The following is a 25,256-nucleotide window of genomic DNA, read 5'->3' as shown; positions in this document are numbered from 1 at the left end:
TGCCTTCGCTTCCGATCGGTGGCGGGGTGCGGCCGGCCGGTCCGGTGGCTCGCGCGCAGCCGCCCGGCACCGGGCAGGCCGGTCGAGGACTCCCGCGAACTGCCCTGCCCAGAGGCTCGGGAGCGCTCCCAGTGATGGCAGCTTAGGCGGCCCGCAACGCCACCGCAACATAGAGATGCGTCGACGCGATCCGGACCCGGAGGACGACACGCGCCGGCCCCGGGACGTCCCGGGGCCGGCGTGTCGACGGGGTCGGTCAGAAGGTCGGGGCCAGGTAGAGCAGGCGGTTCGGCGAGCCGGTGCCGGGGTTGGTGATCACGTTCGGCGTGGCCTGGCCGACCAGGTACGAGTGCACCTGGGCGGGCGTCCAGCTCGGGTTGACGCTGAGCACCCGGGCGGCGGCCCCCGCGACGTGCGGCGCGGCCATCGAGGTGCCGCTGATGGTGTTGGTGGCGGTGTTGCTGTTGTACCAGGCCGACAGGACACCCACGCCCGGGGCGAACATGTCGGTGCAGGTGCCGAAGTTGGAGAACGAGGCCCGCGCGTCGTTGCTCTGCGACGCGTTGACGGTCAGCGCCGTCGGCACGGAGGCCGGCGAGAAGTTGCAGGCGTTGGCGTTGGAGTTGCCGGAGGCCACCGCGTAGCTGACGCCGTCGGCGATCGAGTTCGCCACCGCGGTGTTCAGGGACGCGTTGGTGGCGCCGCCGAGGCTCATGTTCGCCACCGCCGGCTGACCCGCCTGGTGGTTCGAGGTCACCCAGTTGATGCCCGCGATGACCTGCGCCCAGGTGCCGCTGCCCTGGCAGTTGAGCACCCGGACGGCCACCAGCCGGACGTTCTTCGCCACGCCGTAGGTGTTGCCACCGACGGTGCCCGCGACGTGCGTGCCGTGCCCGTTGCAGTCGGCGGCCGGCAGCGCGTTGTCGATCGCGTCGTAGCCGTCGACGGCCTGGCCGGCGAAGTCGTTGTGGCTGGTCCGGATGCCGGTGTCGATGATGTACGCCGTCACGCCCGTGCCGCTGCTGTTGTAGGTGTAGGCGCGGCTCAGCGGGAGGTTGCGCTGGTCGATGCGGTCCAGGCCCCACGGCGGGTTGTTCTGGGTGGCCGCCAGCGACACCTCGTGGTTCTGCTCGACGTAGTCGACGGCGGGGTGCGCGGCGAGCCGCTTGGCGGCCCGCTCCGACAGTTTCACCTCGAAGCCGTTGAGCGCGTCACCGTAGACGTGGCCCACGTTGCCGCCGAAGCGGGCGGCGAGGGATCCCGCGGTGCTCTTCACCTCGCCCTGCCGGGTGCCGGCACGGCCGCCGACGCTGGTGTCCTTGAGTACCACGATGTAACTGTCGGCCACGGCGGTCGAGCCACCGGCGCTGCGGATCTCGCCGGTGGCCGAGGCCGCCGCCGGGGCGCCGAGCATGGTGGTGACCATGGCTGCGCTGGCGAACACGCTGGCCGCAGCGGCGAGGGTACGCCGGTGGGTGCGGGGGAATGTCATACCCCGGTCCTCCTACTGTGGTGGCCCCCGGGCGGCTCGTGACGCACCCGACAGGCAATCTGGACGATGAGCAAACCTTAGCCGCGATATTCATGGTCGTAAATTTTGTTGATGTTCACGATATGAGGAAGATGTTGGCGAGCCGATCCCGTGAATGCCTTGCGTGAGGAGGCATTCCATTGAGACATTCCGATGGCTCGCGCCACCGGCAGCGCGAAGTCGGCGGGCGGTGGCAGCCGCCACGGCGTGATCTTGCTCACATTCGGCCGCGACGACGCGCCGCCGCCCCGGACCCGGGGCGCAGCAACGGGAATCCCCTTCGGCCAGCCCGGATTCGCCCGGCCGACCCCCGGGCCGCCGCAGCCCCCCGGACACGCACCGAGCCGCGTCCAATACGGAGAGTCATTAGGCGCCCGGCCGAGATGGGGCAATCAAGGACAGCCCGTTCGGCCGCTCACTACCACGGTTTGCGGCGCTCACTACCCTGATCGTTGATCCCGTGCCTGGGCACCCGTCGACAGCGATAAGGGCTTCACATGAGCGACAGTTACCCTCCGTACGGAGGGCAGCAGCCGGACCCGAACGTCACCCCCTGGAGCGGGCCACCGGCCCCGCAGCAGGGCGGGTACCCGGGATACGGGCAGCCAGCGCAGGCGCCGCAGTTCGGCGCCCCTCTCCCCCCGCCGCCGCAGAAGTCGAAGAAGGGCCTGATCATCGGCCTGGTCGCCGGTGCGGTGGTCCTCATCCTCGCCGTCTGCGGCGCCGGCATCGGCCTCCTGATCGTCAACGGTGACGACGACGAGCCGACCACGGTCGCGACCGGCGCCCCCGGCGCGACGCCGGGCACGGACGCCTCCCCCACCCCGGGGCAGGAGGACCCCCAGCCGCCGAACAACAACGCGGTGACCGCCCGCTACTCCAGCGACCTGTCCAACGTCTGCGAGGGCGGCCAGATCCTCAACGCGGCGCCCTACACCGGCCGGGTCGGCGCCAAGGCGTACACGTTCTCGAACAACCCCGACCGGCCGACCTCCTGGTCGTTGAAGTCGGTCGCCTCGGACAAGCCCTACTACGCCAAGAGCGCGGACTTCGAGACGGTCTCGGTGGTCGGCTGCCTGAAGTTCGTGGAGGGCAGCGAGGGCACGCCCAAGGCCTGCCAGTACAAGGACAGCTCGGGCAAGCAGGTCACCGTCAAATACATCTCGTCGCGCTACATCCTGACCTTCCACGCCGCCAAGACCGGCGAGAAGATCGGCGACGGCGGCATCGTGAACGCCCCGGCCGCGCGGTGCCCGAGCTTCATCTCGTACAACAAGTCCACCATGATGTCGTACGCGGCGCCGGACTCCGGCACCATCGAGGCCTCCTTGGACGGGTTCCTGTCCTGAGCGGTCGCGCCGACGGCGGGCAGGGGCGAGTCGTGCCCCTGCCCGCCGTCGTCTGCACGTACCGGCGGCAGCGGAAGGTCAGAGCGGGCCGAAGTACTCGACGTACTGCGGCTCCCGGTAGCCCGGCAACGAACTGATCAGGTCCCGCGCCTCGGCCGCCAGGGTGGCCGCGGCGTCGGGGTCGCCCGCCGCCGCGGCGACGCGGCCCCGTGCCTGCCGCGCGACGGCCAGCAGGTAACGGTCGCCGATCCGGGCGGCGGTGGTGCCCGCCTCGTCGGCGTCGCGGGCGGCGGCGGCGTGGTCGGCGAGTCGCAGGTGGGCCGCCGCGCGGGAGAGCAGGGCCTCGCAGCGCGACGGCAGGTCACCGGAGCGGTCGGTGGCCGCCACCGCCTCGTCGAGGCACTCCCGCGCCTCGGCGGGGCGGCCGGTGCGGCACAGCAGTTGGCCCCGCATGCTGAGGGCCGCGCCCACCAGACCGACGGCGTCGATGTCGCGCGCGATGCGCAGCGCCTCCTCGACGTCCGCGAACGCCTCCTTCTCGGCCCCCGCCGACAGGCGCACCTGCGCGGCGTTGCTGAGGGTCGCGCCGACCATGAGCGGGCGGTCCGACTCCCGGCGCAGGGCGAGCGCCTCGTCGTGATAGGCGAGCGCCCGCGACACGTCGCCCATCCGGTGGCGCAGGTTGCCGAGGGCCTCCAGGCAGGTGGCGATCCGGTCCCGGTCGCCGAGCATCTGCAGCAGGTCGAGGCAGCGCAGCAGGTCCGCCTCGACGACCGACGGATCGGCCGTGCCCTTGTTGAACACCGCCCGGTAGAACAGCGCGGCGCAGTGTTCGAGCGCGAGGCCGAACCGCTCGGTGGCGGCGGCCGCGCCGTCGACGAGGGTGAGGGCCTCCTGCAGGTAACCGTGTCGACGCAACGAGGCGACGCTCGCCCAGGCCAGCCCGGCGGCGAGCTTCACGACGGCCGGCGACGAGTCGGCCGCCTGCCGGAAGGCGGCCAGGATGTTGAGATGCTCCTCGGCCAGCCACCGGGCCGCCTGCGTGGGGTCCGCCGGCAGGTCGTGCCACGCGGGCCGGGTCCGGTCGCCGGCCCCGATCGGCGCCCAGCCCGCGTTGGCCATCCGTTCCAACTCCCGGGCGCCCTGCACGTACGTCTCCAGCAGCCGCCGCAGCGCGGCCTCCCGGTCGTCGGTGCCGTCGTCCTCGGCCCGTTCGACGGCGTACAGCCGGACCAGGTCGTGGATGCCGTAGACGCCCGGCTCCCGGGGCTCCACCAACCGCTCGTCGGCGAGCCGTTCCAGGACGCTCTCGGCCCGCGCGGGCGACTCGCCGAGCAGGGCGGCGACGGCGCGGGCGGTCACGGTGGGCAGGTGGGCGCTGCCGATCATCCGGAAGGCCCGGGCGCAGAGTTGCTCCCGGGCGCCGCCGTCGCGCAGCGCGGCGTAGGTGAGGGCGATGGTCGGCCGGACGCTGAGGTCGTCGAACTCCAGCTCGCTGAGGCGCAGCCCGGGATCGGCGAGGCGCTCGACCAGCCGGGCGATCGGCCAGCCCGGCCGGCTGGCCAGCCGGGCACCGGCGATCCGGATCGCCAGCGGCAGCATGCCGCAGAGCTCCACCAGGCTGGTGGCCGCCTCCGGCTCGGCCGCCACCCGGTCCGCGCCGCAGTCGCCCGCGAGCAGCCCGACCGCCTCCGTGCGCGACAGCAGCCCCACGGCCAGGTGCCGACCGTTGGGCAGCGTCGCGAGCATCCGCCTGCTCGTCACCAGGACGCCGCAGGACGCGTCCCCCGGCAGCAGTGCCCTCACCTGTGCGGCATCCCGGGCGTTGTCGAGGACGACGAGCACGCCCCGGCCGGCGATCTGCGACCGGTAGGCGACGGTGGCCTCGCCGACGTCGGACGGCACGGCGCCGCCCGGCATGCCGAGCGCGCGCAGGAAACGGCCGAGGACGTCGACGGGCCGCAGGGGTGGCAGGTCGGCGTCCGCGCCCTGCAGGTCCACGTAGAGGGCCCCGCCCGGGTACCGGTCGGCGAGGTGGTGCGCGATGCGGGCGGCCAGCGCCGACTTGCCGGCTCCGCCCGGGCCGTGCAAGGCGACCACCGGGCTCGACGTGGCGCCGTCGAGCCAGCCGCGTACGGCGTCGATCTCGGCCCGCCGGCCGACGAACGTGTCGACGGCCGGCGGCAGACCGCGGACCACGACCGGGACGGGCAGCGACGGCTCCGCCTCGTCGGTCAAATGCGGGCTGTGGTCGATGATGCCGCGGTAGAGCGCCTCCAGCCAGGGGCTGGGATCGATGCCGAGCTGGTCGGCCAGCACCCGCCGGGCCCGCAGGTACGCCTCGACGGCGCCGCCGACGTCGCCCGTGCGGTAGAGCGCGGTCATCAGCTGGCCCCAGCCCCGCTGGCGTAGCGGGTGGGTCTCGACGTGCGCGCGCAGCCGCCCGACCAGCTCGGCGGAGGCGCCCAGGTCGAGTTTGGTCTGGAGGTGTTCCTCCTCGACCAGTAGCCGCTGCTCCCGCAGGCGCGTCAGCCGCGCGGCGACCGCGCGCGGCAGGGGCAGCCCGGCGAGCGGCGAGTCACGCCACAGGGTGAGCGCGTGGGCCAGGCTCGCCTCGGCCTGCCGCAGCTCGCCGCGGTCACGGGCGTCGCGGCCCTGCTGCGCCGCCGCCGCGAACTCGTCGAGGTCCCGCTCGCCGGGACGCACCGCGAGCAGGTAACCGCCGGTGCCGGTGTGCAGCCGGCTCGTGCCGTCCGGCGGCTCACGCAGGACTTGGCGCAGCCCGTGGGCGTACGTCCTGAGGTTGGCCGCGGCGGAGGCCGGCCGCGGGTCCTCCCACAGCATCTCGGCGAGGTGCTCGGTGTGCAGCACCTCGTTCGGGTCGAGCAGCAGGGCGGCACAGAGCAGCCGTTGCTTCACCGTGCCGAGCGGGACGGGCCGGCCGTCGATCACGACCTCCAGCGGCCCCAGGAGTTGGAATCGCACGGCCACCGGGGCTTTGTACCACAGCGACGGCACCGGCCCGTGGTTGTCGGCCCGCTTCGTCCCGGCACGTGACATTGGTGCCGTCCACATCACTCAGAGTGACTTCTTGGTGGCGCTCGCGGTGCCGGTCCCGCCCGGCCGCGGTGGTGCGTGGCACCGCCCGGGCCACGCCACGCGACTGCCGCCCGGCCGCCGGCAGAGCCGATTCACCAGCATGGATAGCGCCGGGCCGACGTGACCCATCCGTGACCGGCCCGGTATTGACCTTGGCCCTCGGCCTGGATCACGCTCCCTGCATCCGACGGACAACTCCAGGGAGGTCACATGCGGACGGTAAGCAACGGACGCCTCACCCGGCTCCTCGTGCCGGGCGCGCTCCTGTTCATGGCTCTCGGGTCGCCGGCGGTCGCCGGGTCGACGGCCGACGACTCCGTCACCCGCACGGTCGCCGGGTCGGCGCTCGGCCTGTCCCACGTCGCCCCGGCACCGCTGCTCAAGGCCCCGCCGAACGAGTGCACCGACCAGAGCCGCGTTCCGCAGTTGTGGGACAACCTGTTCCCGGCCTGCAACCGCTAGTCGGCGGCGATCGACGGCGGCGCCGCCCGGTGACGCCGGCGGGTCCGCGCCGGACGACGGCCTGACGACCGGACAGCGGGGCCGCCACCGTCCCCAGGACGGTGGCGGCCCCGCTGTCGCGCTCACGGGTCAGCGGCGCAGCGACGCCTCCCGGCCGTCGGCGTCGGCGCCCCGGTCCGCGGCCTCCCGGCCGTCGGCGACCGCGGCCGTCGGCGTGCCGGCGTCCGGCAGGTCCAGGCTGGTCCGCAGCGGCACCGGCCTGAGCAGCAGCGCCGCGATCACGCCCACGACGGCGATGACGGCCGAGATGATGAAGATGTGGCCGGTGGCGTCGCCGTACGCGGCGCGCACGATCTGCTGGACCATCTCCGGCATGGCCTCGACGTTCAGGCTGCCGGACCCGGCGCTGGCGGAGGCGGGGATGCCGGCGGCGGTGAGATCGGTGGTGATCTGGTCGGTGACCTGCCGGGCGAGGACCGCGCCGAGCACCGAGACACCGATGGTGCCGCCGAGCGACCGGAAGAACGCCACCGTCGAACTGGCCGCGCCGATGTCGCGCAGCGAGACGGTGTTCTGCACGGCCAGGACGAGGTTTTGCATCGTCATGCCGACCCCGACGCCGACGATGAGCATGGCCGCGCCGACCAGCACCAGCGAGGTCTCGTGGTCGATGGTGCCGAGCAGGCCGAAGCCGATGACGAGCACGACCGCGCCGATCACGATGTACGGCTTGATCTTCCCGGTCTTCGTGATCAACCGGCCGACGACGATCGACGAGCCGAGGACGCCGGCCATCATCGGGATGGTGAGCAGGCCGGCCTCCGTGGGGCTGTAGCCGCGGCCGATCTGGAAGTACTGACCGAGGAAGACCGCGCCGCCGAACATCGCCATGCCGACCGCCAGGCTGCCCAGGATGGCCAGGGCGGTGGTGCGCTGACGGACGAGCTTGAGCGGGATGACCGGTTCCTCGGCCCGGGACTCCACCAGGACGGCCAGGGCGAGCAGCACGACCGCGCCGCCCACCATGGCGGCGGTCTGCCAGGAGAGCCAGGCGAACGAGCCGTCGACGAAGGAGATCCAGATGAGCAGCACGCTGACGCCGGCGGCGATCAGGGACGCGCCGAGGTAGTCGATCTTCACGTTCTCGCGGCGGACCGTCGGCAGCCGCAGGGTGAGCTGCAGGAGGACCAGCGCGATGGCGGCGACGGGGACGCCGACGAAGAAGCACCAGCGCCAGCCGAGCCAGGAGGTGTCGACGATGAGGCCGCCCAGCAGCGGGCCGCCGACCGTCGCCACGGCCATGACGCCGCCGAGGTAGCCGTTGTACCGGCCGCGCTCGCGCGGCGGGATCATCGCGGCGATGGCGACCTGGACGAGGGCCTGGAGCCCGCCGACGCCGATGCCCTGGAAGGCGCGGGCGGCGATGAGCTGCTCGGCGTTCTGGGAGAAACCGGCGATGACCGAGCCGACCAGGAAGACCACGATGGCGATCTGGACCAGGAGTTTCTTGTTGAACAGGTCGGCGAGCTTGCCCCAGATCGGGGTGGTGGCGGTCGCGGTGAGCAGGGTGGCGGTGACCACCCAGGTGTACTGGATCTGCGACCCGTCCAGCGCTCCGATGATCTTCGGCAGCGCCGTGGAGACGACGGTGCCGCTCAGCATCGCGACGAAGAGCACCAGCAGCAGACCGCTGAGTGCCTCCAGCGTCTGCCGGTGCGTCATCGGCGGCGCGTCGCCGGCCGTGGTGGTGGGTGCGCTCATCGCGCGGCCTCCTGGTTGTCTTGGTGTCCGAGGGTGGTCTCGATGTCGCGGTTCAACCGGCCGAGGGCGGTGGCCAACGCCGCCGTCTCGGCGGGCGTCCAGTCGGCGAGCGCGGTGTCGAGAATCCGGCCGTACCAGTCGTAGGTGTCGGCCAGGGCGGCCCGGCCGGCCGGCGTGACGGTCAGCAGGCTGGCGCGCTTGTCGGCGGGGTCGACACGCCGCTCGACCAGACCGTGGCTGACGAGCGAGGCGACGGCGCGGCTGACGGTCGACGGGTCGAGCCCGCTGCGCGCCGCCAGCTCCCGGGCGTGGCAGTCGGCGGGAAGCTCCTCGATCTGGCCGAGGAGACCGGCCAGGCCGATCGGTACGCCCGGCCGGATGGCGGCCCGCCGCCCCTTGATCAACCGTACGCACCTGAGCAGCTCGGACAGCCTCGCGCCAAGCTCGCGGCCGGCGTTCTCCACCCCGTCCCCCTTGCATGCAGATGGTTGCCGCATACAAGCATCTGCTGATCTTGCCCAAAGTGCAAGTTTGCGCGATGAGAACTGAATCACGTCCCCGTAGGCTGTCGACCATGGCGGAGACCACCGGGCTGCGGGAGCGCAAGAAGGAGGCCACCCGGCTGGCCCTGCACGAGGCGGCGCTGCGCCTCGCCACCGAGCAGGGCCTCGACCGCGTCACCGTCGAGGCCATCGCCGACGCCGCCAACGTCTCCCGCCGGACCTTCTCCAACTACTTCTCCGGCAAGGAGGAGGCCATCTTCCACGGCGACGCCGTGCGGCTGCGCCGACTGCTGGAGCTGATCCGCCGGCAGCCGGCCGACGGGCCGCCGTGGGCCGTGCTGAGCGGGGCCGCCGAACGCCTCGCCGTCGAGGCGTACGGCAACGCCCCGCCCTCCTGGCTGCTGCACCGCCGGCAGCTACGCGGGCACCCCGGCCTCGTCGCGCACCAGATCGCGGCCTACACCGCCATCGAACGCGAACTCGCCGACGACCTCACCCACCGCTTGACCGGGTCCGACCGGGCCCTGCGCTCCCGGGTCCTGGCGGCGATCTACCTGGCCACCCTGCGGGTGGCCATCCAACACTGGATCGAGCACCCCGAAGGCCCGCTGCTCGACATCCTGCGCACCGCGCTCGCCGAGGCCGCGCCCACCCAGGCCGAGCCCCACCCGCCGGCGCGGGCCGGCTGACCGCCGGCGGCGCGCCTGCCCCGCCGCGACGGTCAGCGCCCGCGCGACGGGGCCTTCTCGTCGCCGAACTGTTCGGCGAGATCGAGCCAGCCGACGGCGCAGGCGCGGGCGACCTCGTCCAGCGAGCGCCGACAGTGCCCGGGGGCCGCGTCCACCATCGGGCCGGACTGCTCGAGGAAGGCCAGCGTGGCTGACAGCAGCCGGAGCAGAGCCCGGCCACGGTCGGAGTAGCGCAGGGCCGGCTCCCGAGCCAACCACTCCAACTGCTCGCGGATCCTCCGCACCGTCAGCACCGCGTCCGCCCCGGCCCACTGCTGTCGGGCGGGCCCGGCCGCGCCGCCGGTGTGACCGATCATCTCGGGGACCCCGGCCCCCATGCGCCGCCGTACGTCCAGGGCGGTACCGACGGAGACGCCGGCGCGGCGGGCCACCTCGCGCAGGCTGGCGTCCGGCTCATCGCACATGATCTCCTCGGCCATCCGGCGCCCCTCCTGGGCGGAGAGCGGATGCCGCCGGCCGTCGCGGCCGAGCCGGGTCTCGGGCCGCCGGCCGTCGTCGACCGAATCCCGTCGCAATCCGGCGACCGTGCGTGGCGCGACCCCGCAGACCGAGGCGATCCACCGGTCCGAGCAGTGGGGATGCGTGTCGAGGATGCGCCGCACCGCCGCCGCCCGGTCCTTCGCGCGCAACGGCCTGCCGTGGGCGGCGTTGAGCCGTACCGCGACGACGAAGGCCTCCTCCGTGCTGCCCGCGAAGTACACCACGGGCACCTGCTCCTGGCCGCGGCTGCGTGCCGCCGCGAGCCGGTGCAGCCCGTCCATCACCCGCATCGTCGCCCGGTGCACCACCAGGGGCGGCAGCTCGTCCGCCAGCGCGGCCAGGTGGCGCGCGTGGGAGCCGTCGATCCCGTCGAGCCGGGGCGACAGGCCATCGCGCAGCAGGGTGACATCCACCCGCTCGACCTCGCCGGGGCCGACGCCGAGCACGTCCGCGATCCGGGGTGCCGCCAGCTCGTCGCGTCGCACCGCGACCTCGGTCGCCGCCACCGGTCCAGGACGCATCGTCCCTGCTCCCATCAGACAACAGCCACCCGAACGACCGCCTCGGCCGCGTCGGCTGGGACAAGCTACCGCCGGGCCGACGGGCGTGGGTACAGGCGGCGTACACGGTGCGTACAGGGTGCTGGGCGGCCGACGCGGCACCCTTCGTGGTCGGCGCCGCACCCGACACGGAAGGGGCCCGTGGGCGGCGAGCGCCCACGGACCCCTTCGCGGTCGTCGTTCAGCGGGGCACGGGCGGCGGCGCGGGCAGTACGTGCCGCCGGAAGGTGGGCCGCACCGTCGCCGCCGCGGCGCTGAGACGGGCGCTACCCGCGCCGGCCAGCCACGCGGTCGGCTCCTGGACGGTGTACAACCGCAGCGAGCCGGCGGGGGTACGCGCGAGGTAGGCCACGTTCGGACCGTTGGCGTTGCCGAAGCTGAACGCGGTCGGGTCGCTGGCGTACGTCTCGAACGCGTCCTGGGCGGGAATCCAGTCGCCCCAGACGCCGCTGCCCTGCGCCGTCTCGGCGGCGTAGTGGATGTAGCCGTCGGTGCCGCGCATGTAGACCCCGATCCGGCCGCTGACCGGGCTCAGCAGCGCGCTCGGCGCGCCCGCCGCGACGGTCCCGGTGCCGCCGAGGGCCGTCCACGTGCCGGTGAAGGTGCCGTCGACGCGGCGTTCCGTGGCCACGATCCGGCCCCCGCCGTCGCGGGCGAAGATCCGCATCCGGTAGCCGGGCAGCAACACCACGGCCGGGGTCCCGGTGAAGCCGCTGCCGCCGAGACTGGTCCACGGCCCCAGCGCGCCGCCGGCGTACCGGGCCGCCCGCAGCGAACCGGCGCGGTCCGCGACGACGACCAGGGCGCTCGCGTCGGCCAACGGCACCGCCACCGGCGTGCCGGCCAGGCCGCTGCCGCCGAGCTTGCGCCAGGCCAGCAGGTCCGGGTGCACCGGGTCCTGCCAGCGGGCCCACATGGCACCGGCCGCGTCCACCGCGAACGCGGCCTCACGCTGGTCGGACAGGCGCACGGTGGCGGGCGCGGACGCCATCCGGCCACCCAGGTCGGCCCAGCCGCTCCAGCCGGGGCTGCCGGCGACGGACTGGGTCCGGGTCCAGACATCGCTGTTGATGTTGCGGGCGGTGATCCGCACCAGGTTCTGGGTGTCCTCGGACAGTGCCGGCACCCCGCTGAAGCCCTCGCTGCCGGAGACCGCGGTCAGTTGCAGCGAGCTGAAGTTGTCCGGGCTCATCCGCCCGTGCAGCAGCCGGCCGATGTTGTCGGTGGTGGCGATCTCGATGCTGTTGGAGGCGGCCTGTGTGACGGCTGCGGGCGCGTGCTGGAGCACCTGCACCGGCGGCCGGGCCGGCACGTGCGACGCGGTGAGCCTGCAGGTGTCGGTGATGGCGGCCACGCTGTTGAAGATGTTCCAGCCGCTGCCGATCACCCGCCCCATGATCGTGAAGGTGCGGTTGTCCTCCCGGAAACGGTACTGCGACACGTTCCCAGCGCTGTCGATGCCGAACAGGGTGTCGCCGCCGACCGAGAAGATGCCCCTGCTGAAGATGTTCCAGCCGGTGCCGACGGGCTGCTGGTGCTCGAGCCAACGCTGGCTGTCCGGCTCGTAGCGGTAGCGGAAGAGCCGGCCGTCGGTGGCGTCCCGGGCGTAGAGCACGCCCTGGCCGGCGGCGACGATGAGGTCGAAACGACCCCAGCCGGTGTCGAGCAACCGGCCCGAGAAGAGCCACTTGCCCGCGGCCTCGTCGTACCGGTAGGTGCGCAGCCTTCCCTCGCCGTCGACGAGGTAGAAGTCGCCCCGCTCGTCGACGGTGATCCTGTTCCGGAACCCGGCGGTGGCGTACTGGGTGAAGCTGGTGCTGATCAGCTGACCGCCCAGGCCGTTGGTCATCTCCCAGCCGCTGCTGGTCCAGCGGTAGCGGTACAGGCCATTGGCGTTGATGCCGTACAGCCGGCCGCCCGGGCCGCCGATGACCCGACCGAAGGCCTGCCAGCCCGTACCGCCGGAGTGGGGGCTCGACCAGGTGGAGCTCGCGCTGCCGGGCGAGTGGAGGGCGTAACGCCAGATGTTGCCGCCGGCATCCGCGCCGAAGACCGACGCCTCGGCGGCGCAGCTCACCGTGTCGGCGGCCCGCACCGGTGTCGGCTGGACCACCGCCAGCAGCGCCGCGGCGAGCGCCGCGACCTGTACGGTGGCCAGCCGGCCGCGCCATCGTGACCGATTCATCGCATACCTTCCCATCAGGCTGACGTCGCGGGCACCGCCGGTTCCCCGAGGGAGCGACGGCCGGATCGACGGTCAGTTGATCAATGTTGAGCGGTGGAACCACTGGCGTGCCGGTACCGGGTGGGCGCGGGCCGGGCCCGCGCCCACCCGTGGGGTCAGGCCGGTGGGGCGGGCAGGGTGTGCGCGGCGAAGGTGCCGCGCGCCGCCGAGGCGGGAGCGGTGTCCCCGACCCGTCGCGGCGTTACGGTCGAGCCACCGCTGGCCGCGGCCGCGAGGCCCGCCACCGGCTGGCGCTCGTAGATCCGGCTCGCGTTGTTCGCGTTGCGGAACAGGATCAACCACGTCTGCCCCGCACTGTTGGTCACGGGCACGATCGTCGGGTCCGTCGCCGCCGACTCGAACAGATCCGGGATCGCCGCCGACCATCCGCCGAACGCTCCGGAACCCTGCGCCGTCTCCCACGACAGCATCACCTCGCCCGACGGGCTGCGGGTGACCACCGCCGTGCGGCCCAGCACCGGATCCAGGACCGCCGCCGGCGCACCCGCCGACACGTACGACCCCAGCGACGTCCAGGCCGCCGGGAACGTCCCCGCCACGTCCTGGTACTTGGTCGCGATGGTCCCGTTCAGGGACCGCACGAACACCCGCATCCGGTACCCCGGGGACACCACCACCGCCGGCGCGCCGGCGCCGGTGCCACCTAGGCTCGTCCACGCGGACAGGGTGCCCTCGACGTACTCGGCCGTCTCCACGGTGCCGGTGGCGGTACGCAGGAACAACCGCACCCCCGTGCGGGTCTGCGCGACGACCGGGGTGCCGACGAACTCCCGGTCGACCAGGGCCCGCCAGGCCGGAACGGTGCCGGTCTGCTGGTAGACCCACAGCTTGCCGTCGACGTCCACGGCGAACACCGCCATGGTCCCGGAGGGCAGCAGCACCACCGCCGGTGCGGCGGCCATCGATCCGCCGAAGTCCGACCAGGGTGCCCACGTCGCCGAACCCACCGCGGTCTGCGTACGCGCCCACACGTCCGAATCCGAGTAGTGGGCCGCGACCTGCACCCGGCCGTCGCCCGACACGCCGAGCGACGGTCGACCCGAGAACGCCTCGTTACCCGACACCACGCTCCACTGCACCGTGCCGAAGTTGTCCACATCGGGCTGGTGACCGACAAGCACCCGGCCGATGTTGTCCGTGTACGCGTACTCCAGCATCCCCAGCGCCGCACCCGCCGCCGGGCCGGCCTGCACCCCCACCGACGCCGCGAACGGCTGCACCGGCGCGGCCGGAATCGGGTCGGTGAAGAACCCCTGGATGTCCACGATGAGGCGGGCGGAGCCGCCCGACACGTTCTTCAGCCGGACGTGGCCGTTGGTGCCGGGTTTGACGATCACCAGGCCAGCCGCGTTGTACGGCCTGCGCGCGTGCACCTGGCTGACGTCGGGTTCGGTCCCACCGGTCGGCCACACCCTGAAGCCACCGGTGGCGCTCGGGTCGGCGACGGTCACGTTGAGGACCACGCCCGCGACGCCCCGGGTCGGCAGTCCGAGCCTGCCGGCCACCTGCACGTCGACCGCGCCACCGTGGGCGATCGCGCTCACGCCGTCGTAGAGCCGGGTCGCCGCAAGGGGACGGAAGCCCGCGCCCTGGCTGGCGCTGCCGGTGATGTAGCCGTAGGGGGCGACGATCAGGTCGATGGCGGCGCCGCTGCGGTTGGTGAACGTGACCTGACCGGCCGAGGAGAGCGGCAGCGACACCGTGTGCGAGTGGTGCCCGCTCTCCTCGAAGTTCAGCGCCGAGTGCGCCGCGGCGGCGGCGCCGGCCGGCGTCACACCGAGCCAACCCTGCGCGGTGACGTCGACGGTGACCACGTTGGCCAGCACGGCCGTCGCGGTGGTCGGGATCACGCCACCGGCCAGCGTCACCGTGCGGGTGCCCATCGCGGGAATCTTCGCCTTGGTCGTCCCCAGGCCGAGCTGGGTGTCGACAAGCTTGTTCTGCGAGACGGGAACGAAGCCCCCGCCGCCGCCGACGGTGGAGCGGAAGTAGCCCTGCGCGGTGGCGATGACGTGGGTGTCGCCGGTGAAGTTCGCCACGGCGATCCGGCCGTTGGTGCCCGGCTTGACGACCGTGGTGTTGGAGACCTGCTCGCCGTGGAAGTTGTTGACCATCGAGACCCCGTTCGGACTGGTGCCGTCGGGGTAGGCCCGCAGGAAGCTGTAACCGGTGCCGTCCGTGGTCACCAGCCGGAGCAGGACCCCGGCGACCCCGGCGGAGGGGATGCCGCCGACGCCCAGGACCGGGAACGTCACCACGCCGCCGGCCCCGATCACGCCGGTGCGCCCGCCGACGCCGGTACGGGTGTCGAGCAGCGCGGCGCCGCTGGGCAGCGGCACGTAGTCGCCGCCCAGCCCGGCCGCGTCCGCCGAGACCGGCGCCGGGCGCGACACGGCCACGCCCAGTGCCGCCACGAGCAGCATCAGCACGGTCAGCAGCCGGACCGGCCGCGTTCGGTACGTGCCTTCGGTCAACACGTCACTTCCCTCTTCGTTGTGGTTGGTAGATGGTCGGTGGTTGGTGCCGGGGCGCCGACGGCGTCAGAACCCGGGCGGGAGCCACAGGTCGGCGGCGGTCTCCAGCAGGTTCTCCGCCTCGCCGAGGATGCTGTTGGGTAGCTCCGCCCGCCGCCCCCGCTCCTCGAACGTCTTCTGCAGGTCCCCCATGCGGTCGTCGCCGGGTTGGTGGCCGGCGCCGTTGGGCCCCTTGCCCACCTCGGGAATGTTGTTGTCCAGCTTCCAGTCGCCGCAGCTGCATCTGCCCGGCGGCCGGGTGCCGGTCGTCGACTCGGGCAGGACGGAGGGACCGTGGACGGGGCAGCCCGCGTCGGTGTTGTGCACCAGCAGGTCCAGCGCGCCGGCGAGCACGTAGAACGTGTGCGTCGTGTCGACGGTGAGGTTGTAGACCCGCTCCCGCTCGGTGCGTTCCCGGGTGGCCAGCACGGTCGTGGTCCCCCCGCCGGAGGTGCCCAGTTCCGCGCCGGCGGCCAGGTCGCCGGCCTCGACCCAGGTGCCCTGCTCGGTGGACCAGAACGGGTGGCCGTCGGTGGCGGTGATCGTGGCGGTGGCCGAACCAGCCCCACCGTCGGTGTCCACCTCGACGTCGACCAGTTCCTTGCGCCCCTCGCCGACGATGACGGCGGTGACCGCGAAGGCGCCGGTGCGGCCGGTGGTGGGGTCGGCGGAGAGCACCTTCTCGCCCACCCGGACCTTGCTGATCGGTCTCGTCGAGCCGTCGGCCATGCGCACCAGCGTGTCGCCCGTGAAGCTGTTGCCGGTGGCACAGGAGGCGAGGTCGGCGGCGTCGTCCGCGCGCCTGGTGGCGGGCAGCTTCGATCCGCCACGGACGACGTCGGCGATGTCGTCGCCGTACTTGACGGCCAGGCTCGCTCCCCGTGCCGCGCGCACCGCGCCGCCGCCGACGCCGCCGAGGGCGTAGCCGGCGATGGTCGCCGCGGTCCAGGCGCACGCCTCGAGGTCGCCCTTGGTCACGCAGTCGACCAGGTCGGTGACCCCGACGGCCGCGGCGGCGACACGCAGCGCGTCCTTCACGTACGGCGCCGCCGCCTGGGCGAAGTCCACCACCGCCTCGGTCGCCCTGGAGACCGCCTCAACGACCACGCCGGCCGCCTCGACGGCCGCCTGATAGATGACCTTGGCCGCCTGGACCGTGTCGGCCACCACGTCGCGCACGGTGGCGACCACCGCGGCCGGGATGTGTGCGGCGACCGACACCACCGCCTTGATCGTCGACACGACCGGCTTCAGCACGGCGGCAATGGCCGGAATCGGGTTGTGCCGCGCCACGTACTCGATGGCGGTACGGGCGGTCTGGGTGATCCGCGTCTTCATCTCGTGGACCGCCCGGATCGCCTGCGCCGCCTTCGCCTTCGCCCAGGCCCTCCCCGCCGAGACGGTGCTACGCACCGTCTTGATCGCGCGCGACACCTTGCCGGCCACCCACGCCGTCGCGGATCTGACCTTCTGGCTGACCCAGTTCACGGCCGACCGGGCCTTGTTGTAGAGCCACTTCGCGCCGTTGGAGATCGCGGTGGCCGCCGCCTTGATCGCCGAGCCGATCCGGCTGGCCACGGACTTCACGCCGGCCCAGACGGCGCTGGCCGCCGTCTTCACCCCGGACCAGACCCTGGAGGCGACACTGCGCACCGCGGACACCACTCTGGAGGCCGTCTTCTTGACCTTGTTGACCACGGACTTGCACCAGCCGCAGGAGGGCCAGTACCCGTCCGGGTCGACGTGGGCCAGCGGATCGCCCGCGGCGTAGGTGTACCGGTTGGCCAGGATCGCGTCGCCGGTGCTGTAGTTGGCCGTGTCGCGGGAGACGAACGCGCCCGTGCCGGGCTCGTACCAGCGCGCGCCCATGTCGACCTGACCGGTCGTCGGGTCGGTCCAGTCACCCTGGTAGCCCAGGTCACCCGGGTCGCCCTCGGTCGCGACGACCTTGCCGAAGGGGTCGTAGGCCTTCGAGTCGGCGAGCTTGGTCAGCGTGGTGTCGGCGGGGTCGATGCCGGCCACCACGTCGCCGTGCCCGTCGGTGAGGGCCAGTAGCTGCTCGTTGCCCTGGCCGACGCCGAGGACCTCACCCGTCGGTCCCCGCGAGTAGCGGCCGGCGCCGTCGGTGACGACGTCGTCGGTCATGCCCGCGTAGCCGAAGGAGGACCCGCCACGGGTCGCCACCCGGTTGAGCGCGTCGTAGGCGTACGTCACGCTGCCGGCGGTGGTGAGCCGGTCGAACGCGTCGAAGGCGTACTTCTCGGTCAGCCCGGAGCTGGTCCGCGAGGCGAGCGTGCCGCGCGCGGTGTAGGTGTAGGTGTAGTCCGAATCGGACAACAGGCGGTTGCGCTCGTCGTAGCTGGCCGTCTTCGTGCCGGCCCGGATCCGGTTGCCGGAGGCGTCCCAGGCGTACGCGACGGTGCCCTGCGGGCCGGTCCACGAGGTCAGCCGCCCGGCCAGGTCGTAGGCGTAGGTGTTCCTGCCCGCCCCGGCCGTTCCGGTCGTGGTCTTGCCGACCAGCTTGTCGTCGACGTCGTAGGCGTAGCTGACCGAGCTGACCGACTGCCCGGCCTGGTTGCGGGTGACGTCGGTGCTGACCCGCGCCAGGTTGTCGTAGGTGAACGCGCGGGTGCGGCCGGAGCCGTAGTCAATGCTGGTCGGCTGACCGGCGGCGTCGTAGGTGTAGCGCTGGGTGACGCCGGTGACGCCGTCGCGGACCGCGCTCAGCCGCGTCCTGGTGTAGGTGTAGGAGGTGGTCCCGGACCCGTCGGTGCGGCTGGCGAGCTGGCTGTCGGCGTCGTAGCTGAAGCTGGCGGTGCCGGCCCGGCCGGTGGAGCCGAGCAGGTTGCCCCGGTCGTCCCAGCTGTAGGTGTCGGTGCCGACCGGTGCGGTGGCCCGGACGAGCCGACCGGCCAGGTCGTAGCCGAGGGCGCGCTCCGGGGTGCCGGCCCCGCTGCCGGTCTCGCCGGTCAGCCGGCCCGCCAGGTCGTAGCTGCGGATCCGGGTCACCGCGCCGGGCGAGGTGAGCCGGGTCGGCTGCCCGGCGATGTTGTACGCCACAGTCCAGGTGCGGTCGGCCGCGTTGGGGTGGGCGGTGGTGGCCGGCTCGACCTGCGACTCCAGCAGCCCCCACGTGTTGTACGTGGAGATGGTGCGGTTGCCCCGCCCGTCGGTGTAACGGGTGGGGTTGCCCGCCACGTCGTAGCCGAAGCTGGTGCTGATCGAGGTGCTGGCGGTGGCCGGCTCCACCTGCCGGGACAGGCGGCCGAGCGCGTCGTACTCGTAGGTGGTGGTCACCCCGCCGGGGCTGGCGGCCGAGGTCAGGTTGCCGGCGGCGTCGTAGCCGTAGGTCTGGGTGCGCAGGAGCGAGCCGTCCGGTGCCACGTCCGACTCGGCGGTGATCGACCCGAACTGGTCGTAGTCGATCCGCTCGGTACGGCCCAGCCCGTCGCTGACGCGCACCTGCCGGCCGGCGTGGTCGTAGCCGTAGCTGGTGGCCACCCCCGCCGGGTCGACCACCCGGGTGAGCTGCCCGAGCGCGTCGTACACGTTGGAGGTGGTGGCGCCGCCGGGCGACACGATCGACGTGACGTTTCCACCGTCGTCGTAGCGGTAGTTCGTGGTGAGCGCGCGGGCGGTCGGATACCGCTCCAGCACCGTCGCGGTCACCTGCCGGTCGAGGTCGTCGTAGGTGGCCTCCTTCCGGTTGCCGGTGGGACCGGTCGTCGACAGCAGTTGCCCGGTACGGGTGTAGCTGTAGCGGGTCACCGCCCGGTCCGTGGCTCCGCTCGGCTCGTCCCGGCTGACCAGCCGTCCCAACTGGTCGTACTGGTAGCGGGTGGCGCTGCCCCGGGCGTCGACGGTCTCGACCACGTTGCCGGCGGCGTCGTAGCGGGCCGTGGTGGTGGGCCGCAACGGACTCACCCCGGCGGGCGGCGAGTACGTCGGGGCGGTCCTGCCGACCGGGCGGCCCAGCCGGTTGTAGGCGAAGCTGGTGATGTTGCCCCGGGCGTCGGCCGTGTGCGCGGTCTCGTCGAAGGTGTTGTAGCCGGTGACGGTGCTCGGCGTGACGGTGCTCGGCGCGCCGCCGTTCTCCTCGGCGGCGACCGGCGGGGAGGTCACCCGGATCTGGCGGCCCAGTTCGTCGTGGGCGTAGCGGATCGTGCGCCCGAGCGGGTCGGTGGCGGCGGTCAGCATCCCACGCTGGTCGTAGGTGCTGGTGGTGACCCGGTTGGCGGTGCCGGCGAAGGCCGTCTGGCGGATCGGGTTGCCGCTGTCGTCGTAGGCGTAGTCGACCTGCTCCGGGGTGGTGGAGAGGGTCCACGGCACGTTGGATCCCCGGCCGGCGCGCGTCACCCGGGTGACGTTGCCCATCGCGTCGTACGTGTACGAGGTGGTCAGCGCGGCGCCGCCGGGGTTGACCACGATGCTGGCGATGGCCCCGGTCCTGGTGTACGTCTGCTGGGTGACCGAGGTGCCGTTGGCCGCGGCCTGCCGGGTGCGGTTGCCGGCACCGTCGTAGGTGTTCTCCTCCACCACGTAGTCACGGGTGCCGCCGTCGGGCTTGCGGAAGTTCCTCAGCACGATGCGGTGCAACTGGTCGTCGGCGTAGTGCTGGTATTCCAGGCGCCGGCCCATGGCGTCGGTGTCGCTGACCATCCGGCCGGCGTGGTCGTACGCGTAGGTGTGCAGCACCAGGTAGTCGCCGGTCGTGGGGCCCTCGTCGCCGGCGTACGCCCGCAGCCGGACCTCGGCCAGGGCGTTGCGCGCGGTGTAGGCGTAGTCGTACCGGTTGCCGTTCGCGTCCACCACAGTGGTCTCGTTGCCGAACCGGTCGTAGTTCTTGACCGTCTCGTTGCCCTCCGCGTCCATGATCTTGATCGGGCGGTTGGACTGGTCGTACTCCCACGTGCTGGCGCGGGTCGGATCGTCACCGCGCACGTCGTCGACCTCGACCCGGGACACGTTGCCGTCCACGTCGTAGGTGGTCGTGGAGCGCTTCTGGTGTGCCTGGCCGGTGACGGCGTCGGTGGTGGCCGGCCCGGTGGTGGCGACCAACCGCGACAGCGCGTCGTAGCTGTGGCTGGTGACCACGCCCGCCGGGTAGGCGTCGGAGGTCTCCGTGGCGGTGAGCATCCGGCCGAGCGCGTCGTAGGTGTGGGTGGTGACCAGCCCGGACGGCTTCGTGACCCGGTAGAGGTCGCCGTTCTGGTAGTAGGCGTACCGGGTGATCTTGCCCCGCGCGTCGGTGCTGGTCAGCAGCAGCCCGGCCGGCACGGTGCCACCGCCGTACGCGGCCTCGCCACCGGTGGTGTAGGTGTGCCTGACGGTGCTGCCGTCCGGGTTGACCTGCGTCGCCAGCTCCCCGAACGACGTGTGGGTGTAGCTGGTCCGGTAGGTGGTGTCGGTGGCACTCGCCGAGCGCCCGTCGCGCGACTCGACCGGCAGGTCGTTGCGCGGGTCGAACCTGTCGGTCACCGTCGCCGGATAGGTGGTGTAGGCGGTGTGGCAGACGCCGGCGGTGCGGCACGTCCGCGTGGAGACGACGTTGCCGCGCTCGTCGTGCGTCATCCGCACGGCGTCGCCGTTCTCGTTCGTGACCACCGTCTGGTTGCCCCGGTCGTCGTACTCGAACGTGCGGATCGCCATCCCGTCCAGCGGGTGCCGCACGAACACCGGCCCGCCCGCGTCACCCGGGATGACGGTGCAGAACGCCGGGTCGCCCGGGTCGGGGGTGGAGCAGACCTCGGTCGGCGGCGGTGGCGGTGCCGGGGTGGGCGAGCCGGGCCGGTCCTCCTCGCGCGTCTCCAGGCCGAGCGGGGTGCCCGAACGCAGCAACTGGCCGCTGAGCGCGTCGTACTCGTACAGGTGCGGCCGGTTGCCCGGGTCCAGCACCTGCACGCTGCGGCGCAGGTCGGTGTCGCCGCCGTACACCAGGGGCGCGCCGATGTTCCACGCGCCGCCGTGCCGGTCGGTGTGCCTGGTGACCCGGTCGGCCGCCGTGTCGTAGGTGAACTGCGCGGCGGTCTTGCCGCTCGGCAGGGTCACCGAGGTCAACTGGTTGGTGCCGGTGGCGTACCTGTGGTGCGCGGTGACCGCCGCCTGGCCCAGCGGGTGGGAGTAGACGGCCACCTCGTCGATCGCACCGGCGAAGTACCGGCGCTGCGCCGTGCCCCAGGCCGGCCAGGACGCCGGCGTCGTGGCGTACGCCGCGCCGAGCTGGTTGAAGGTCAGCAGCGAGTGCTCGACCGTCGTGCCGGTGCGCTCGGCCACCTTCGCGCCGTCGAGGTAGAGCGTCTGCACGCCGCCCATCGCCGACAGCACCACGTGGTGCCAGCGCCCGTCGTTGACGGTGGTGGTCGAGGTCAACGGCGCGATCGTGGGGCCGCCGAACTGCCCGCGCAGCCGGCCGTCGGTGCCCACGTACAACGCCGGCACCCCGGTGGTGGAGGTGGCGCTGAGCGCCTTGTCCTGGTAGCCGAGCAGCGGGCCGCCGCTGCCCGTGGTGCTGGCCTTGAACCACAGCTCGACCGCGCCGTCGCGGGCCTTCTTCACCGCCCCCTTGGGCAGGTCGACCATGGAGGAGGTGCCGTTGAAGCCGGCTGCGGTGTTGGTGGTGCCGGTCAGCGCGCTCGGCGCGCCGAGGGCCACGCCCGTGTGGGTGCCGGCGTCCTTGCCCAGGTTGACGGCGACCTCGCTGCCGGCCGCCGTGCCCTTCGGCTCGCCCAGACGCCAGTACGACTCCGGCTTGGCGTCGAGCACCCCGGTGCGGTAGTTCGAGCCGGCCGCGTAGCCGTACCGGGTGCAGGCGTTGCCGGGGGCGCAGACCGAGGTGAGCAGGTCACCGTTGTAGGTGTAGGTCCACGTGGGCGCGACACCGTTGACCGCGTCCGCGGCGACGCCGCTCACGTGCGCGCCGGACCAGGTGAAGGTCAGCGACCGGCCGGCCGTGTTGGTCTGGCTGTTGGCGACGCGCGCCCGGGCCAGCTTCCCGTCGGTGGCGTTGTAGGTGAGCACGATCGAGCGCAGGGCCGCGTCGGTGATCTTCGTGAGCCGGCCGGCGGCGGAGAACTGGTACGTCATCCTCGACTTGTCGACGAGCGTCCAGGCGGTGCCGTTCCAGGTCAGCGCGGCGGTGCGGCCGGACGGGGCGGCGAAGGTGCCGTCGGGGTTGCGCCCGAAGCGCACCTGCTGCCCGTCCGGGTAGGTGACCAGCATGTTGCCGGAGCCGTCCGCGTCGGCGACGACGCGCATGTCGTAGCGGGTCGACCAGCCGGCGCCGAACGCGCCGTCGCGCCGCGGGTCGAGGCTGTTGTAGGTGCGCACCAGGTGCAGCTCGGGACCGACGGTGGTGACCGTGGCGTCCACCGCGGTGGTGGACACGTTGCCGGTCTGGGCGTCGAACTCGCGCTCGCCCGCCGCCGTCGTCGCCCCCGCGATCCGCGAGGTGATCTCCGGCTGCGGGACGGCGGTGAGCAGCACCGAACTCGGTGACGGGACCTCGTTGCCGGCGTCCTTGACGATCACCCGCCACTGGTAGGTCCTGCTCCAGTGCAGCCGGCCGGCCGGCACGGCCCAGGCGGTACCGGCCTGGAAGCCGGAGTCGAAGCAGCCGGTGGTGCCGCCGGACGCGTTCTGCTCGCAGACCTCGAACTTGTAGGTGAGCGTCAGTCCCGCGGGCGCGTCGATGTCCACCGCCCGCGCCCAGAGCTGCGGGGTGAGCGTGGGTGCGGCGTAGCCGTTCGGCGGGTAGAGCTCCTGCACGACCGGCGGGATGTCGGTGACCTCGAGCACCATCCGGGCGGGCGGCACCTGATGGTCGGTGAAGACCGTGCCGCCGGTGCGCACCATGGTGAAATCGAGGAAGTACCGTCCCGGCGGCAGTGCCTTGATGGTCGCGTCGAGGGTGACCTTGGCCCCGCGGGCCACCGGGGCGGCCAGGTTGGCCGCACGCTGCTGGGTGACCGCCGCGCCGGTCTGCGCGTCGTACGCGCGGTAGGCCAGGTAGTAGGCGCCCACCGCCCATGCCTCGGCGCTGCGGTTGGTCACCGTCACGGCGACCCGGCCGTCCTGGTTCTGCAACACCGGCGGGTTCGGCACCGGCTTCGGGATCTCGTAGGAGGCGTTGTACGGGCTGTGCGTCACGTACAACCTCGGCGGGTTGGCCGTCGCGGGCCCGGTGAACCGCTTGCCGCTGAGCGGGTCGGTCGAGGCGCGCAGCGACAGCCCGTGGTTCGGCTGCTCCCCGTTGACCCACCGCTGCACCAGGGCACCGCCGGCGCCGCCCAGGTCGAACGCCTCGGCGGCGAGGGGGCAGGCCGACGCGTCGTCGCCGAACGCGACGTACCCGTGCGCGAACGACCTGCTGGCGAGCGCCGCACCGACCGCCGGCCCGGGGTACGCGTGGCCCGGGCCGGCCGACCAGTCGGCCGTCACGGGGTGCACGGTCACCTCGCGGGCGCGGCAGGAGTCGGCGTCGTAGTTGACCACCTGTAGCTGCGCGCCGTAGATGGTGTGGTACCGCAGCCGGTCCACCAGGGCGCCGAACCTGACGTACGACGCCGCGTTGGCACCGTCCACCGTGCCGACCCGCAGCTCGCTGCCGCCCGAGGCGGAGCCGTTGCCGTGCACGTACATCGCCGAGTCGGCGGCGCCCTCGGCGACCGGCAGCTCGACGGTCGGGTCCAGGCGCACCGGGTAGACCCGGGCCGGGTCGCGCAGCCAGCGGTCGTCGGCGGTGACCCGCAGGGTCTGCGTACCGCCGACGGTGAGCAGCTGGTAGGTGACGGCCGTCGAGGTGACCGGAACGGGCGCGGAGTCGACGACGTAGCCGGGCGGGAAGACGGCCCGCACCGTCCCGGCGGCGTCGGACAACCGCACCGCGCCGTCGCGTACCGCGGCGGTGAGCCCTTCGAGGCGCAGCGGGAAGTCGTAGACCCGCGGGGCGGCCGCCGAGCGCAACACCAGCGTCTCCTTCAGGGCCCCGGGGCGCGACTCCAGCTCCAGGTCCACGCCGGGCAGCACGCCGGGGTAGGTGACCAGCGCACCGTCGACCCGGCCCGGCACCGGCGCGGCGCCGGCCAGCCGGTAGGACACGGACTTGCCGTCGGCGAGGGCGAAGCGGGCCACGGCCGGGGCGTCGGCCCGCGCGGCGAGGTGGAGCCGCACCGCGTCCGCCGTGTTGCGCCAGCCCGCTGTGGCGTCGGCGGTCAGCTTCGGGTCGATCGGTGCCCAGCCGCCGCCGGCGGTCGGGTAGTTGACCGGGGCGGTGGAGAACACGGTGGTCTGGGTGCCGTCGGTGTTGGCGTAGACCTGCCGCCGGGCGTCGCGCTCCTGCGCCAGCTCCCGGCTGCTGCCCGGCTGGTAGCCACGCGCCGGCTTCGCCGGTGGCTGCTGCACGGAGGCCCTGTTGGGCGGGACGGTCGGCTGCTGGGGCAGCGCGTGCTGCGGGTGGCGCGACCGCTGGGAGGCGGGGATCTTCCGGTTCGCCTGCCGGCGCGAGACCTCGTCGGGGTCGGGGGCGCCGTCCCAGCGCTGCCGTGGTGCGGGGGCTGCGCCGTCCTTGCCCCGGGCGGCGTCGGCTACGTCCGAACCCGCCAGGGGACGCTCGATCGGTGTCGGCAGCTCGCCCACGCCGGTCACGGCGATGACGAGGGCCATCGCCGCGGCCAGCGCGGTGGCCAGCATCCGGCTCAGGGGTGGCCGTGCACGCCACAGGTCGGGGAGGGGCTTCCCGGGTCGGTCCTCTGCCGCGCTCCTGTTGCCGTCGTGCATGGCCGACCTCCGTGGCACACCGATCGATCTGACGGCGACGCGGCTCGCGTTGCCGTGAGATGGATATCGCGGCGTACCACCGCGATTCGGCGTCGATACCCAACCGTTATCCACGATGGACGTTCAACCGCTGCCGGTGGTCGGCTGAACGGCGGTGGATCCAGCGGACCACCCGTGACGGACCGGCGCCAGGTCGGGGTGGCGCCGACGGGACGGCTGCCGGTCGCGCA

The 25,256-nt window shown here is 73.0% G+C and carries 12 protein-coding genes; 3 read left to right on the top strand and 9 right to left on the bottom strand.

Annotated features, from left to right (window positions below; genetic code table 11):
- Positions 1-256: 256 nt before the first annotated feature.
- Together ACQ452_RS12150 and ACQ452_RS12145 are read right to left on the bottom strand one after the other, a co-directional pair.
- Positions 257-1,492, bottom strand: coding sequence for a S8 family peptidase (locus tag ACQ452_RS12150; protein ID WP_433393202.1), 1,236 nt, complete (start codon positions 1,490-1,492; stop codon positions 257-259).
- Between the two features lie 77 nt (positions 1,493-1,569).
- Complete coding sequence (locus tag ACQ452_RS12145) at positions 1,570-1,752, bottom strand: hypothetical protein (RefSeq protein WP_433393200.1); 183 nt, start codon at positions 1,750-1,752, stop codon at positions 1,570-1,572.
- Between the two features lie 276 nt (positions 1,753-2,028).
- On the opposite strand from ACQ452_RS12145, the gene ACQ452_RS12140 reads away from it, so the two are divergent.
- Complete coding sequence (locus ACQ452_RS12140; protein WP_433393198.1) at positions 2,029-2,880, top strand: hypothetical protein; 852 nt, start codon at positions 2,029-2,031, stop codon at positions 2,878-2,880.
- Positions 2,881-2,958: 78 nt separating this feature from the next.
- On the opposite strand, the gene ACQ452_RS12135 is transcribed toward ACQ452_RS12140, so the two are convergent.
- A complete protein-coding gene (locus tag ACQ452_RS12135) occupies positions 2,959-5,871 on the bottom strand; it encodes a BTAD domain-containing putative transcriptional regulator (protein WP_433393196.1) in 2,913 nt (970 codons plus the stop codon).
- Positions 5,872-6,189: 318 nt separating this feature from the next.
- Here ACQ452_RS12135 and ACQ452_RS12130 point away from each other — a divergent pair, with 318 nt between their 5' ends.
- Positions 6,190-6,441 (top strand): hypothetical protein, encoded by a 252-nt coding sequence (locus ACQ452_RS12130; RefSeq protein WP_433393195.1) that lies wholly within the window; start codon positions 6,190-6,192, stop codon positions 6,439-6,441.
- A gap of 129 nt (positions 6,442-6,570) precedes the next feature.
- Here the strand turns inward: ACQ452_RS12130 and ACQ452_RS12125 are convergent, their stop codons facing one another.
- Both ACQ452_RS12125 and ACQ452_RS12120 read right to left on the bottom strand, forming a co-directional pair.
- The gene (locus ACQ452_RS12125) at positions 6,571-8,202 is read right to left on the bottom strand and encodes an MDR family MFS transporter (RefSeq protein ID WP_433393193.1); all 1,632 of its coding nucleotides are present in this window, start codon (positions 8,200-8,202) and stop codon (positions 6,571-6,573) included.
- Positions 8,199-8,666 (bottom strand): MarR family winged helix-turn-helix transcriptional regulator, encoded by a 468-nt coding sequence (locus ACQ452_RS12120; protein WP_433393191.1) that lies wholly within the window; start codon positions 8,664-8,666, stop codon positions 8,199-8,201. Before ACQ452_RS12120 ends, ACQ452_RS12125 begins: the two co-directional genes overlap by 4 nt.
- 110 nt (positions 8,667-8,776) lie before the next feature.
- On the opposite strand from ACQ452_RS12120, the gene ACQ452_RS12115 reads away from it, so the two are divergent.
- Positions 8,777-9,394 carry a TetR/AcrR family transcriptional regulator gene (locus ACQ452_RS12115; RefSeq protein WP_433393190.1) on the top strand — a complete coding sequence of 206 codons (618 nt, stop codon included), beginning with the start codon at positions 8,777-8,779 and terminating at the stop codon, positions 9,392-9,394.
- A gap of 32 nt (positions 9,395-9,426) precedes the next feature.
- On the opposite strand, the gene ACQ452_RS12110 is transcribed toward ACQ452_RS12115, so the two are convergent.
- The 4 genes from ACQ452_RS12110 to ACQ452_RS12095 form a co-directional block, all read right to left on the bottom strand.
- Positions 9,427-10,455 (bottom strand): ParB/RepB/Spo0J family partition protein, encoded by a 1,029-nt coding sequence (locus tag ACQ452_RS12110; protein ID WP_433393189.1) that lies wholly within the window; start codon positions 10,453-10,455, stop codon positions 9,427-9,429.
- Between the two features lie 220 nt (positions 10,456-10,675).
- A complete protein-coding gene (locus tag ACQ452_RS12105) occupies positions 10,676-12,679 on the bottom strand; it encodes a tachylectin-related carbohydrate-binding protein (RefSeq protein ID WP_433393188.1) in 2,004 nt (667 codons plus the stop codon).
- Between the two features lie 155 nt (positions 12,680-12,834).
- The gene (locus ACQ452_RS12100) at positions 12,835-15,216 is read right to left on the bottom strand and encodes a hypothetical protein (protein ID WP_433393187.1); all 2,382 of its coding nucleotides are present in this window, start codon (positions 15,214-15,216) and stop codon (positions 12,835-12,837) included.
- 63 nt (positions 15,217-15,279) lie between these two features.
- Complete coding sequence (locus ACQ452_RS12095; RefSeq protein WP_433393186.1) at positions 15,280-24,939, bottom strand: polymorphic toxin-type HINT domain-containing protein; 9,660 nt, start codon at positions 24,937-24,939, stop codon at positions 15,280-15,282.
- Positions 24,940-25,256: the final 317 nt, after the last annotated feature.

The sequence above is a fragment of the Micromonospora sp. KLBMP9576 genome (assembly GCF_050941805.1).
In the GTDB taxonomy this organism is placed as follows: Bacteria; Actinomycetota; Actinomycetes; order Mycobacteriales; family Micromonosporaceae; genus Micromonospora.
The sequence above is the reverse complement of the archived record's forward strand: the minus strand, read 5'-3'. Positions and strand labels throughout refer to the sequence as shown.